The sequence below is a fragment of the Caenispirillum bisanense genome (genome assembly GCF_900230255.1).
Taxonomy (GTDB): Bacteria; Pseudomonadota; Alphaproteobacteria; order Rhodospirillales; family Rhodospirillaceae; genus Caenispirillum; species Caenispirillum bisanense_A.
The window spans coordinates 64,082-76,876 of record NZ_OCNJ01000004.1; the positions used below are offsets into that span (position 1 = coordinate 64,082).

The window sequence follows — 12,795 nt, forward strand, 5'->3', positions numbered from 1 at the left end:
CGCAGCCGCCAGCCACAGGAGGATCGCGTGACCGGATCGCCGACCGCTTCCGCCGCCGCCCTCGCGCAACCGGTGTCCACCGCTCCGGCTTCGGCCGGAGCGGCGGCGCCCGCCGCCGGCCGCCCGGCCCGCCATGCCCGCCGCCTGCTCGGGTTCGTGGTGCCGGCGGCGCTCGCCCTCGCCCTGGAGGCCGCCGTCGCCGGCGGCCTCTACGACGGGCGCCTGCTGCCGCCGCCGTCGGCGGTGCTCGCCACCCTGTGGGAGCTGGCGGCGGCGGGCGAGTTGTTCGAGCATGTCGCCATCACCCTGTGGCGGGTGGGCCTCGGCTTCCTGTTCGGCACGCTGGCCGGCACGGTGCTGGGGGCGGTGACGGGCACCTTCGGCCTCGCCCGCGCCCTGCTCGATCCCATGCTGCAGGCGTTGCGCGCCATTCCGTCCATCGCCTGGGTGCCGCTGTTCATCCTGTGGTTCGGCATCTTCGAGACCAGCAAGGTGACGCTCATCGCCGTCGGCGTTTTCTTCCCCGTCTACCTGTCCACCGCCGCCGCCATCCTCGACGTCGACCGCAAGCTGGTGGAGGTGGGGCGCATCTACCGCCTGTCGGCCTTCCAGCTGGTGCGCCGGGTGCTGCTGCCGGCGACCCTGCCGAGCTATGTGGTGGCCCTGCGCAGCGGCCTCGGCCTCGGCTGGATGTTCGTGGTCGCCGCCGAGTTCATGGGCGCCAGCAAGGGCCTCGGCTTCCTGCTCACCGATGGGCAGATGACCGGCAACCCGACCATCATCCTGGCCAGCATCGTCACCTTCGCCGTGCTCGGCAAGATCACCGACGGCCTGCTGGCCGGCGCCACCCGGCCGTTCCTGCGCTGGCAGGATTCCCTCGGCAACAGCCGCCGCTGAGCGGATCGCGGAGCCCCCTTGCCATGCTCGACATCACCACCCTCACCAAGCGCTACGGCAACGGCACGCTGGCGCTCGACACCGTCTCGCTGTCGGTGGCGCCGGGCGAGATCCTGGCCATCGTCGGCGGCTCGGGCTGCGGCAAGAGCACGCTGCTGCGCCTCATCGCCGGGCTGGAGGCGCCGAGTCGCGGGGCCGTGCGGCTGAACGGCGAACCCATCACCGCGCCGCGCCCGGAGGTCGGCCTGGTGTTCCAGGAACCGCGCCTGATGCCGTGGCTCACCATCGCCGAGAACGTCGCCTTCGGCCTTGCCCACCTGCCCAAGGCGGGGCAGAAGCGCCTGGCCGGCGACGCGCTGGAGCGGGTCGGCATCGCAGCCTTCGCCGGCGCCTGGCCGCGCGAGCTGTCGGGCGGCATGGCCCAGCGCGCGGCCCTCGCCCGCGCCCTGGTGACGCGGCCCGAGGTGCTGCTGCTCGACGAGCCGTTCTCGGCGCTGGACGCCTTCACCCGCCATGACCTGCAGGACCACCTGCTGGAGCTGTGGGGCTGGTACCAGCCGACCATGATCCTGGTCACCCACGACATCGAGGAAGCGTTGTTCCTGGCCGATCGGGTAGTGGTGATGCAGCCGCGCCCCGGCCGCGTACGCACCGAGGTCCGCCCCGGCCTCGCCCGCCCGCGCGAGCGCACGGGACTCGACTTCCAGCGCCTGAAGCAGCATCTGCTGAAGGAACTGGACCGCAGTTTCCAGGATGCCGACGCCGGCGAGGCCACGAACCCGGCCGCGGCGATTTGAGTCTGTTTCGCATTGATCGGAGCCGATCAATGCTTTGCCCTCAAGCGCCGGGCGCGCGCGTCGCGCGCTTGGCTCCCGCGGCAATGGCCGCGCGGCGCGGTCGCGCCGTCCAAGACCGAGGAGACGTCCCCACCATGAAATCCGATGACCTGCGCGCCCTGCAGACCCCGCTGAAAGACGCCTACAAAACCGACCCGGAAAAGGCCGTCGTCACCCTGCACGCCGAAGGCGACCTGTCGGGCGACGGCATCGCCTGCAAGATCGACACCGGCCGCGCCCTGGTGGAAGCCGGCCTGCACCCGGCCACCGGCGGCCCCGGCACCCAGGCGTGTTCCGGCGACATGCTGCTGGAGGCGCTGGCCGCCTGCGCCGGCGTCACCCTGAAGGCGGTCGCCACGGCGCTCGATTTCGACCTGCGCGGCGGGAAGGTGAAGGTGGAGGGCGACCTGGACTTCCGCGGCACCCTCGGCGTCGCCAAGGACGCGCCGGTCGGCTTCCGCGACATCCGCCTGACCTTCGAGATCGACACGCCCGAGCCGCAGGAGCGCATCGACAGCCTGCTCAAGCTGACCGAGCGCTACTGCGTCGTGTTCAAGACCCTGACCGCCCCGCCGCCGGTGACGGTGGACGTCAAGAAGACGGCCGCCGCCTGAGAAGGCGCCGGCCGTTGGAGTCAGAGAACGAGAGAGTGAGTCGAAACGGGCCGGTCCCGGATCCGTGGGACCGGCCGAGGATCATTCCGCGGCGGCGAGCTGCGGAACGACGCCCAGCCGGGCGTTGACGGTCGCCTGCGCATTGGCGCGGGCGGCGAGCGCGGAGCTGCCGGCCATGAGGTCGCGCGCCATCAGGCGGAATTCGGCGACGGCCGCCAGCGACCCCTCGAAGGACACGCCCTTCAGGCGCTCGACTTCGGTGCGGAACTTTTCCGCAGCGGCGCGGCTGGCGCGGGCGGAAGCGAGCAGGGCGTCGGAACGGGCGGCGGCGGTGGTCATGGCGGTCTCTCCCTCTGGCGATGAGAGGATCATGCCAGACCCCGGCGCCGGCCTCGCCTGTGCAGAGGTAACCGCCCGCCTGTAAAAGGTATGCCCCTGCATCCACCATGGTTGATGCGCCGTATACCTGCCCGCCCGGGTGGGTACGGTGGCGGCGTGCTTTCGGCCGCGCCAGGGAGCCCGCATCCGCCTGCTCTGCCCTCTCCCCCTTGTCATGGCCGGGCTCCGACCCGGTCACCGACGGCGGCCGTCGGCGACGTCCTCCACGGTCGCCGACAGGGGAGCCGTGGATGGCCGGATCAAGTCCGGCCATGACATTGGGGGACGGACGGCAGGAGCCGAACAGATACCACCCCAGCGGCATCCGAGCCCCTGCACCGCCCCCCCCGGTGTCATGGCCGGGCTCCGACCCGGCCATCCACGGCGTGCACGACGGCAGCCGCCACGGCAGCGCCTCACGCCACCGCCGGCTCCCACGCAGGCGCGCGGACGGCGGCGGAGTAGGCGTCCATCAGGAGGCGGGTCACCGCCCCCGGCGTGTAGCGGCGGTCGGCAATCTGCCCGACGGGGGTCACTTCCGCCGCGGAGCCGGTGAGGAACACCTCCTGCGCGCGGTCGAGGTCCTCGGGCCACAGCTCGCGCTCGACCACGGTGATGCCGGCGCGGCGGGCCAGATCCATCACCGTACGGCGGGTGATGCCGTCGAGGATGCACTCGGGCACCGGCGTGTGCAGCTCGCCGTCGATGACCAGGAACAGGTTGGCGCCCGTCGCTTCGGCGAGCCGGCCCTTGTAGTCGAGCATCAGCGCATCGTGCCAACCCTCGTTCTCCGCCTGGTGCTTGGACAGCGTGCAGATCATGTAGAGGCCCGCCGCCTTGGAAGCCGACGGCGCGGTTTCCGGCGCCGGGCGGCGCCACGGCGCCCACATGAGGCGGATGCCGGCCATGCGTTCCTCGGGCTTGAAGTAGCTCGGCCACTCCCAGGCGGCGATGGCGACGTGGATGCGGTTCTTCTGCGCCGCCACGCCCATCATCTCCGACCCGCGCCACGCCAGGTGCCGCAGGTAGAGGTCGCCGCCGCCCGAGGCCGCCACCGTTTCCTGCGTCGCGGCGTCCAGCGTCTCCACCGAATAGGGCAGCGAGAAGCCCAGCAGCTCCGCCGAGCGGTGCAGGCGGACGTTGTGGTCGGTCATGCGGAAGACCCGGCCACCGTAGGCCCGCGAGCCCTCGAACACCGCCGAGGCGTAGTGCAGCGCATGGGTGAGGACGTGCACCTTGGCGTCGCGCCAGGGAACCATCTCGCCGTCCATCCAGATCAGGCCGTCGCGTGCGTCGAAGGGAATGAAAGTCATCATCTTGCCTCTGCCCGTGAACGAATGTTTCGCGTTAACGGGGTTGAGAGTAACAGATGCCGCATTAACGTCAATAACCCTGACCCATTCCGCAGGCGCAGGGCCGGCATGAGCGGCAAGCGGAGCAGGCGCGGAAACCGATCATTTTTACTTGTTGGTTCGAGCCGAACAACCGCATGGACCGATGATCCGCCGCCTGCCATGCTCGCGGCATGCTCAACCATCGCCTTCGCCCGCTGCTGCCGGGCCTCCTCCTCTGTCTCGCCGTCGCCGCCGCCGCCGAAGGGCTGGCCGCCGCCGAGGTGCGCCTGTTCGGCCAGGCCTGGCTGGAACCGCTGGTGCTCGCCATCCTGCTCGGCACCGCCCTGCGCACCGCCTGGAGCCCGTCTTCGCGGTGGCTGCCGGGCATCGACTTCTCCGGCCGCGTGCTGCTGGAGGTGGCGGTGCTGCTGCTCGGCGCCGCCGTCAGCACGGCGACGCTGGCCGAGGTCGGGCCGGCGCTGGTGGGGGCCGTCGCCGTGCTGGTGGTGGTCGCCATCGCCGGCAGCTACGGTCTGTGCCGGCTGCTCGGCATCGCGCCGCGGCTGGCGCTGCTGGTGGCCTGCGGCAATTCCATCTGCGGCAATTCGGCCATCGCCGCCGTGGCGCCGGTGATCGGCGCCGACAGCCGCGAAGTGGCGTCGTCCATCGCCTTCACCGCCGTGCTCGGCGTCGCCGTGGTGCTGCTGCTGCCGCTGGCGGCCGGCGCCTTCGACATGACCGCCCTGCAGTACGGCACGCTGGCCGGCCTGACCGTCTACGCCGTGCCGCAGGTGCTGGCGGCGGCGGCGCCGCTCGGCCCCGTCAGCATCCAGGTCGGCACGCTGGTGAAGCTGGTGCGCGTGCTCATGCTGGGGCCGGTGGTGGTGGCGGTGTCGCTGGCGCACGGCCGGCGGGGCGGCGCGCGCCCGCCGCTGACGCGGCTGGTGCCGTGGTTCATCGTCGGCTTCGTGGCGCTCATGGCCGCCAATTCGGCGGGCCTGCTGCCGGGGCCGGTGGCGGAGGGGATGACGCGGCTGTCCGGCGGACTGACGGTGATCGCCATGGCCGCCCTCGGCCTCGGCGTGGACGTGCGCACCGTCGCCCGCGCCGGCGCCCGCCTGAGCCTCGCCGTCACCCTCAGCCTCGCCGGCCTCACCGCCGTCGGCATCGCGCTGGCGCTCACCATCGGGGGCGCGGCATGACGCTGGAACAGCTGCGCATCTTCGTCGCCGTGGCCGAGGAAGAACACGTCACCCGCGCCGCCGCCCGCCTCGGCATCACCCAGTCGGCGGCGAGCGCCGCCCTGGCGGCCCTGGAAGGACGCCACGACGTGGTGCTGTTCCACCGCGTCGGACGCGGCATCCGCCTGAGCGAGGAAGGCCGCGTCTTCGTGGAGGAGGCGCGCGCCGTGCTCGCCCGCGCCGCGGCGGCCCAGGCAGTGCTCGACGACCTCGGCACCCTGGCGCGCGGCCGACTGACGGTGCAGGCCAGCCAGACCATCGCCGGCTACTGGCTGCCGCGCCACCTGGTGGCCCTGCGCCGCCGCCATCCCGGCCTCGACATCCGCCTGACCATCGGCAACACCGCCCAGGTGGCGGCGGCAGTGGCGGCCGGCGAGGCCGACGTCGGCTTCGTCGAAGGGGCGGTGGAGCATCCGGTGCTGGATCGGGTGGAGGTGGCGCGCGACCGCCTGATCGTCGTCGTCGCCCCCGACCACCCCTGGGCCGACGGCCGCCCGCTCGACCCGGCGGACCTGCCCGCCAGCCCCTGGGTGCTGCGCGAGAGCGGCTCCGGCACGCGGTCGGAGTTCGAGCGCGATCTGGTCGGCTTCGGGCTCGACCCCGCCGCCCTGCCGGTGGCGCTGGAGCTGCCGTCCAACGAGGCGGTACGGGCGGCGGTGGAAGCGGGCGCCGGCGCCACCGCCCTGTCGGCCTCGGTCGCCGCCGGGTCGCTGGAGGCGGGCCTGCTGTGCCGGGCGGAGATCGCCCTGCCCGACCGCGCCTTCCACCTGCTGCGCCACCGCGACCGCCACCGCAGCCGCGCCGCCCTGGCCCTGGCGGCGCTGGTCACGGGCAATTGAGCCGGCGGATCAGCGGCCGGCGGACTGGCGGTCGATGGCATCCCGCAGCTGGCGCGGCGTCACCGGCTTGTGGACCAGCCCGACGCCGAGGGCCGCGACCTCCGCCTGACAGTCGACGCTGGTCTCGCCGGTCAGGATGACGGCCGGCCGCGCGCCCCAGCGAGCGAAGATGCGCCGCATGGTGGCGGTGCCGACCTCGCCGGCGCGCAGGCGGTAATCGGCGATGACCAGGTCGGGCGCGGTGCCGAGCGCTTCCAGCTGCGCCAGCGCCGCGTCGCCCGAATCGGCGGTGACGACGCGGAACCCCCAATCCTGCAACAGCGCCTCGATGCCCATGAGCACGATGGCGTCGTCGTCGACCACCAGCGCGAGGCGGTCTCGTCCCGCGGCGGCGTCGGGGGCCGCCGCCGGCTCCTCCGCCGGTCCGGCCGGGTCGACGTCGGCGGGGGCCACCACCGGCACGTCGACGGAGAAGCGCGACCCTGCGCCGGCGCGGCTCTCCACCGTCACCGGATGGTCGAGCAGGGTCGACAGGCGGCGCACGATGGCGAGCCCGAGGCCGAGGCCCCGTTCGCGCGCCCGTTCCGGATTGCCGACCTGGTGGAACTCCTCCCAGATGCGGCCGATGTGTTCCGGCGGGATGCCGATGCCGGTGTCGGCCACGGCGATGCGCAGCCGCTCCTCGCCGCTCGGGCCGCACTCGACGGTGATGCTGCCCTCTGCCGTGTAGCGCAGGGCGTTTTCCACCAGATTGCGGACGATGCGCCCGAGCAGGGTGCGGTCGCTGCGCACCAGCCCGCAGCCGCGCGCGACGGTGAGGGTCAGCCCCTTGTCGCGGGCGATGGTGGCATAGGCGGCCTCCACCTCGTCGAACAGGTCGTCGAGGTCGAACACCGTGATCTGCGGCTCGACCATGTTGGCGTCCAGGCGCGAGACGTCGAGCAGGCTGTCGAGCAGGCCCTTCAGGGCGTCGAGCCCGCGGTGCAGGTGGGCGAGCTTGGCCTCGCCCTCCGACCCGTCGAGATGGCTGCGCAGGGCCTCGGCGAAGAAGAACAGCGACTGGATGGGCTGGCGCAGATCGTGGCTGGCGGCGGCGAGGAAGCGCGACTTGGCGAGGTCGGCCCGCTCCGCTTCCTCCTTGGCGCGGCGCAGGGCGTCTTCCATGGCCTTGCGGTGGGAAATGTCGTGGAAGGCCGCCACCGCCAGCGACGGGCGGCCGGCGCCGCCCTGGATGGGCGCGGCATTGACCGAAAAGGTGGTCACCCGCCCGTCGCCGCGGCGATAGGCGATCTCGGCGCCGTGCACCGTGTCGCCGTCGCGCAGGGACTGGTAGAGCGGGTAGTCGGCGGCCTCGAAGGGCCGGCCATCGGCGTGGATGCCGCCCAGGATCTGCGGCTCCACCATGGCCACCGCCATTTCGGTGAGCGGGTGGCCGAGCAGACGCTCCGCCTCGTCGTTGCGCAGGACGATGCGCCCGTCGGGGCCTTGCGCCACCACCACGCCGATGGGCAGGTGCTCCATGGCGGTGCGCAGCAGGCGGCGCTCGCGCTCCAGGGTCTCGGCCAGTTCCCCCCGTTCGCGCTCGGCGGCGCGCAGGGCGGTGATTTCGGTCACGACGCAGCCGACGTAGACCACCTCGCCGTCGACGATCACGGGGAAGAAGCCGACCATCCAGTCGCGGTCGACGCCGGGCTGGGCCGCCGTGCGACCGTGCATCTCGGTCAGCGGCACGCCCTGCCCGGTGGCGAAGACTTGCTTGATGACCGGCGCGATCTTGTCCACCAGCTCGGGCAGCAACTCGCGCTTGGTGCGGCCGATGTGGTCGGCGATGGGCAGGCCGTTGATGTCGGCCAGCCACGGGTTGACGCGCACGAAGCGCAGGTCGCGGTCGAAGAAGGAGAAGCCCGCCGGCGCATTGGCGAACAGCGCTTCGAGCTGCGCCTCGGCCATCTTGCGCCGGTGCTCGGCCGAGGGCGGGTCGTTGGGGCCGAGGGAGCGCATGAACAGGCCGACCCCGGTCCGGCACGGGAAGGCGCGCACCGACAGCGGCGTGTGTTCCACGGGGTGGAGCAGGTCGGCGACGCCGGCCTCGCCGCCGGACAGGACACGGCGGCAGAGGGCTGCCACCTCGTCCCACAACGGGCCGGTCAGCGTGTCGCCGAGCCGCCCGCCCGGGGCCACGCCCAGATGGTGGGCGGTGGCGTTGACGTAGCGGATGGTGAGGTCGGGCGTGACTTCGAGAACGCAGTCCGGCGCGCTGTCGAGCAGCGCGGCGGCGAGGTGGGCGGAGGTGTCGTCCGGTGATCCGTCGGTCATTCTCCGCCCATCCTGTCGCCCGTCAGACGCTGGTGCCGCCGACCGTCAGCGGTTCGACGAGCAGGGTCGGCTGGCCGACGCCGCAGGGCACGCCCTGGCCGTCCTTGCCGCAGGTGCCGATACCGGGATCCAGCCCCATGTCGTTGCCGATGGCCTTGACCTTGGTCAGCACGTCCGGTCCGTTGCCGATGAGGGTCGCGCCCTTGACCGGCGCCCCGATGCGGCCGTTCTCGATCAGGTAGGCCTCCGACGCCGAGAACACGAACTTGCCCGACACGATGTCCACCTGCCCGCCGCCGAAGTTGACGGCATAGAGGCCCTTCTTCACCGACGCGATCATGTCGGCGGGGTTGGCGCCGCCGCCTTCCATGTAGGTGTTGGTCATGCGCGGCAGCGGGCTGTGGGCGTAGGACTGGCGGCGGCCGTTGCCGGTCGGCTTGGCGCCCATGAGGCGCGCATTCATGCGGTCGAAGATGTAGCCCGTGAGGATGCCGTCCTCGATGAGCACGGTGCGGCCCGACGGCGTGCCCTCGTCGTCGATGGTCAGCGAGCCGCGACGGTCGGGCAGCGTGCCGTCGTCGACCACGGTGACGCCCGGCGCGGCGACGCGCTGGCCCATCTTGTCGGAGAAGGCCGAGGTCTTCTTGCGGTTGAAGTCGCCCTCCAGGCCGTGGCCGACCGCTTCGTGCAGCAGCACGCCGGGCCAGCCCGGGCCGAGCACCACGGTCATCTCGCCGGCCGGGGCGTCGATGGAGTCGAGGTTCACCAGCGCCTGCCGCAGCGCCTCGTCCACCGCCGCCTTCCAGGCGTCCTCGGCGACCAGACCGTCGTAGGTGACGCGCCCGCCCATGCCGTGGCTGCCGGTCTCCATGCGGTCGCCCTGGCTGACCATGACCGACACGTTGAGGCGCACCAGCGGCCGGATGTCGGCGGCCATGACGCCGTCGGCGCGCACGATGTGGACGGCCTGCCACGAGCCGGTCAGCGACGCCATCACCTGCACCACGCGCGGGTCCTTGCCGCGGGCGTAGGCGTCCATCTCCTTCAGCACGCGCACTTTCTCTTCAAAGGGCACCAGCGGCAGCGGGTTGGCGTCGGTGTAGAGGGCGGTGTTGGTGCCGGCCGGCGGCTCGGCCATGACGCCGCCGCTGCCGCGGCGCACCGCCTTCACGGTGTCGGCGGCGCGCGACACGGCCGCGTCGTCGAGCAGGCTGGCATGGGCGAAGCCGGTGGTCTCGCCCGAGACGGCGCGCAGGCCGAAACCCTGCTGGGTATCGAAGCTGGCGGACTTCACGCGGCCGTCGTCGAAACTGATGCTCTCCGACTGGCGATATTCGAGGAACAGTTCGCCGTCGTCGCAGCCGTCCAGGGCCTGCCGCACGGTCGACAGGGTGCGGTCCTTGTCCAGCCCGGCGCGGGTGAAGAAAAGGTCCTCGGTAACGGCGATATCGGCCATGTCGTACTCCCGGCAGGGCAAGGTGTCAGGGTGCGGCGGCACAGGACTGAACTATGAAAGATCACCCGCCGCCGCAGAGTTCCTTTCATGTGGGGCGGCAGCCATCGGCTGTCACCACCCGTCAGGGCAGTTTGCCCGGGCCGCGGGAGCGGGTAAACAGGACTTCTCCAGTCCGAAGGTCTCGCCCGTGCCTCTACCTCCTCTGCCCCAGCATCCGCTCCGCGCCGCCGTCGCCGGGGAGGTCCACGCCCGCCCCTACGAGTCCCTCGGGGGACCGTGGCGCGTGTCGCACATCGCCATGGTGACGGGCGAGTTGGCGCCGGGCACGGAAACCGCCCTCATCGGCGACCTGTTCAAGCGCTTCGGCCGCGGCGCGCCGGCGGCGGACACGGTCTACCTGTCGCTCGACCTCGGCCCCTTCCGGCTGCGGTGGGAGCGGCACACGGAATTCTCCACCTGGACCTTCCTGGTGCCGGGGCCGGTGGACGCCAGCCGCCCCTTCGACCATCCGGCGCTGGAACGGGTGCCGGAGGACTGGCTCGCCCGCCTGCCCGGGCAGCTGCTGGTCGCCATGCACGTGGTCGTCGACCCGCGCCCGCGCACGGTGGAGGAGATCGCCGGCCTGTTCGACGGGCGCATCCTCGGCAGCCGGGTCGGCGGAGGGTCGGGGGCCGTGTTCACCGACTTCCTGCTGGGCGCCGACGGCTGCGGCCATGCCCTGATCGTCGACGAGGCCATGAGCCCCGGCCTCGCCGGCCGCACCCTGCAGCGGGTGCTGGAGATCGAGACCTACCGCTCCATGGCGCTGCTCGCCCTGTCGCCCGCCCAGGCGACGGCACCGCGGCTGACCGCCATCGAGCAGGGCGTGACGGCGGCCATGGCGCATCTCGCCGAAGACGACGGCGACGCCGGCCGCGACCGCCGGCTGCTGTCGCGCCTGACCGGCCTCGCCGCCGAGAACGAGCGCCTGCTGTCGGGGCTCAGCTACCGCTTGTCGGCCTCGCGCGCCTACCACGCCATCGTGCAGCGGGCGGTGGACGACCTGCGGGAGGAACGGCTGGAGGGCCTGCAGACGGTGGCCGAGTTCCTCGCCCGCCGCCTGGCGCCGGCCATGCGCACCTGCGAATACGTCGGCGCCCGCATGGAGGCCCTGTCCAAGCGCCTGACGCGCGCCGGCGACATGCTGCGCACGCGGGTCGACATCGGCCTGAACGAGAACAACCGCGACCTCTTGCGCAGCATGAACACCCGCGCCGAACTGCAGCTCCGCCTGCAGGAGACGGTGGAGGGCCTGTCGGTGGTCGCCATCAGTTACTACCTGCTCGGCCTCGTCGGCTACCTCGCCAAGGGGCTGAAGGAGGCGGGGCTGTCGCCGGTGAAGCCGGAAGTGGCCGTGCTGGCCGCGCTGCCGGTGGTGCTGGGGCTGGTGTTCGTCGGCGTGCGGCGCCTGCGCAAGGCGGTGGTGCACACCGACGGGTGACGGGCCGGAGTGGTGGCGGGGCGCACCGGCGGCGCGCCCCTTCCGCCGGTTAGACGCTGATGGACGAGATGGGCACCGGCGAGCGCTCGCCCTTGATGACGACGAGGCCGCTTTCCGTCACCTGCCACCGCTTGCGGTCTTCCTCGATGTCGTAGCCGATGACCGTGTCGGGCGGGATCTTCACATTCTTCTCGATGATGGCGCGGCGGATCTTGCTGCGGCGGCCGATCTCCACGTCGTCGAACAGGATGCAGTCCTCCACCAGCGCGTAGGAGTGCACCCGCACGTAGCGGCCGAGCACGCTGCGGCGCACCGTGCTGCCCGAGATGATGCAGCCGCCGCACAGGATGCTGTCGATGGCCTGGCCGCGGCGAGCGTTCTCGTCGAAGGCGAACTTGGCCGGCGGATCGCTGTAGCCCGCCGTGCGCAGCGGCCATTGGCGGTTGTAGAGGTTCAGCGGCGGGTCGATGGCCCGCATGTCCATGTTGGCCTCGTAATAGGCGTCGAGCGTGCCGACGTCGCGCCAGTACGGCACCTTGTCCTCGGGGTCGCCGGCGATGTGGTTGGTCTGGTAATCGTAGGCGTACATGGGCACGCGGCCGATGAGGTTCGGCAGGATGTCGGTGCCGAAGTCGTGGCCGCTGGCCGGGTCGGCGGCGTCCTTGTCCACCAGGTCGAGCAGCAGGTCGGCCTCGAACACGTAGTTGCCCATGGAGGCGAGCACCATGTCGGGGCGGCCGGGGATGGTGGGGGCGTCGGGCTTCTTTTCGTGGAAGCCGACGATGCGGCCGTCGTCGTCCACCTCGATGACGCCGAAGTCCTTGGCGAACTTCTTCTCCACCGGCAGGGCCGAGATGGTGACGCCGGCCCCCTTCTCGCGGTGGTAGGCGATCATCTGCCGCACGTCCATGCGGTAGATGTGGTCGGCGCCGAACAGCACCACCACGTCGGGGCGCGACTGCTCGATCAGGTTGGCGTTCTGGAAGACGGCGTCGGCGGTGCCCTTGTACCAGGTCTCGCCGAGGGTGCGCATCTGGGCGGGCACCGGGATGATGAACTGGCTCTGCAGCATGCCGCCGAACTGCCAGCCGTCGCGCAGGTGCTGCAGCAGCGACTGGCTGCGGAACTGGATCAGCACGTAGATGGAGTAGATGCCGGAATTGAGCAGGTTGCTCAGCACGAAGTCGATGATGCGGTATTTGCCGCCGAAGGGCACCGCCGGCTTCGCCCGCTCCGCCGTCAGGGGCGCGAGGCGCGTGCCCTTGCCGCCCGCCAGCACCAGTCCCAGGACCTTGAGTTCCATAGTCTTCTTTCCCCGCGCCTCTGCCTTCCGGAGGCGCCAGCGTGCCATGCCGAAGCCGTCGTGGCGAGGGGGCTTAAGGTATAGCCCGGACGGCGGGTAGG

The 12,795-nt window shown here is 71.8% G+C and carries 11 protein-coding genes; 6 read left to right on the forward strand and 5 right to left on the reverse strand.

Annotation, left to right across the window (positions count from 1 at the left end; translation table 11 throughout):
• Nucleotides 1-27 precede the first annotated feature (27 nt).
• The 3 genes from CRP50_RS10085 (at nt 28) to CRP50_RS10095 (ending at nt 2,347) form a co-directional block, all read left to right on the forward strand.
• A complete protein-coding gene (locus CRP50_RS10085) occupies nt 28-897 on the forward strand; it encodes an ABC transporter permease (protein WP_245913427.1) in 870 nt (289 codons plus the stop codon).
• Nucleotides 898-920: 23 nt separating this feature from the next.
• A complete protein-coding gene (locus CRP50_RS10090; RefSeq protein WP_097279039.1) occupies nt 921-1,694 on the forward strand; it encodes an ABC transporter ATP-binding protein in 774 nt (257 codons plus the stop codon).
• Between the two features lie 134 nt (nt 1,695-1,828).
• Nucleotides 1,829-2,347 (forward strand): OsmC family protein, encoded by a 519-nt coding sequence (locus CRP50_RS10095; protein WP_097279040.1) that lies wholly within the window; start codon nt 1,829-1,831, stop codon nt 2,345-2,347.
• 81 nt (nt 2,348-2,428) lie between these two features.
• Here the strand turns inward: CRP50_RS10095 and CRP50_RS10100 are convergent, their stop codons facing one another.
• Entirely contained in the window at nt 2,429-2,686 is a 258-nt protein-coding gene (locus CRP50_RS10100) for a hypothetical protein (protein WP_097279041.1), read from the reverse strand.
• A 455-nt stretch (nt 2,687-3,141) separates the two neighbouring features.
• Nucleotides 3,142-4,038, reverse strand: a complete 897-nt coding sequence (locus CRP50_RS10105; RefSeq protein ID WP_097279368.1) for a branched-chain amino acid aminotransferase — start codon at nt 4,036-4,038, stop codon at nt 3,142-3,144.
• Nucleotides 4,039-4,250: 212 nt separating this feature from the next.
• Between CRP50_RS10105 and CRP50_RS10110 the strand changes: the two genes are divergently transcribed.
• Entirely contained in the window at nt 4,251-5,261 is a 1,011-nt protein-coding gene (locus CRP50_RS10110; RefSeq protein ID WP_097279042.1) for a YeiH family protein, read from the forward strand.
• A complete protein-coding gene (locus CRP50_RS10115) occupies nt 5,258-6,139 on the forward strand; it encodes a LysR family transcriptional regulator (protein ID WP_097279043.1) in 882 nt (293 codons plus the stop codon). The genes CRP50_RS10110 and CRP50_RS10115 overlap by 4 nt, the downstream gene beginning before the upstream one ends.
• Before the next feature lie 9 nt (nt 6,140-6,148).
• Here the strand turns inward: CRP50_RS10115 and CRP50_RS10120 are convergent, their stop codons facing one another.
• Both CRP50_RS10120 and tldD read right to left on the reverse strand, forming a co-directional pair.
• Nucleotides 6,149-8,455, reverse strand: coding sequence for a PAS domain-containing protein (locus CRP50_RS10120; RefSeq protein ID WP_097279044.1), 2,307 nt, complete (start codon nt 8,453-8,455; stop codon nt 6,149-6,151).
• 22 nt (nt 8,456-8,477) lie between these two features.
• Nucleotides 8,478-9,911: a metalloprotease TldD gene (tldD, locus tag CRP50_RS10125; protein WP_097279045.1), complete on the reverse strand. Its 1,434-nt coding sequence runs from the start codon at nt 9,909-9,911 to the stop codon at nt 8,478-8,480.
• 187 nt (nt 9,912-10,098) lie between these two features.
• On the opposite strand from tldD, the gene CRP50_RS10130 reads away from it, so the two are divergent.
• Entirely contained in the window at nt 10,099-11,391 is a 1,293-nt protein-coding gene (locus tag CRP50_RS10130; protein ID WP_245913428.1) for a DUF3422 family protein, read from the forward strand.
• Between the two features lie 49 nt (nt 11,392-11,440).
• Here CRP50_RS10130 and glgC read toward each other — a convergent pair whose 3' ends face one another.
• Nucleotides 11,441-12,742 carry a glucose-1-phosphate adenylyltransferase gene (glgC, locus tag CRP50_RS10135; RefSeq protein ID WP_097279047.1) on the reverse strand — a complete coding sequence of 434 codons (1,302 nt, stop codon included), beginning with the start codon at nt 12,740-12,742 and terminating at the stop codon, nt 11,441-11,443.
• Nucleotides 12,743-12,795: the final 53 nt, after the last annotated feature.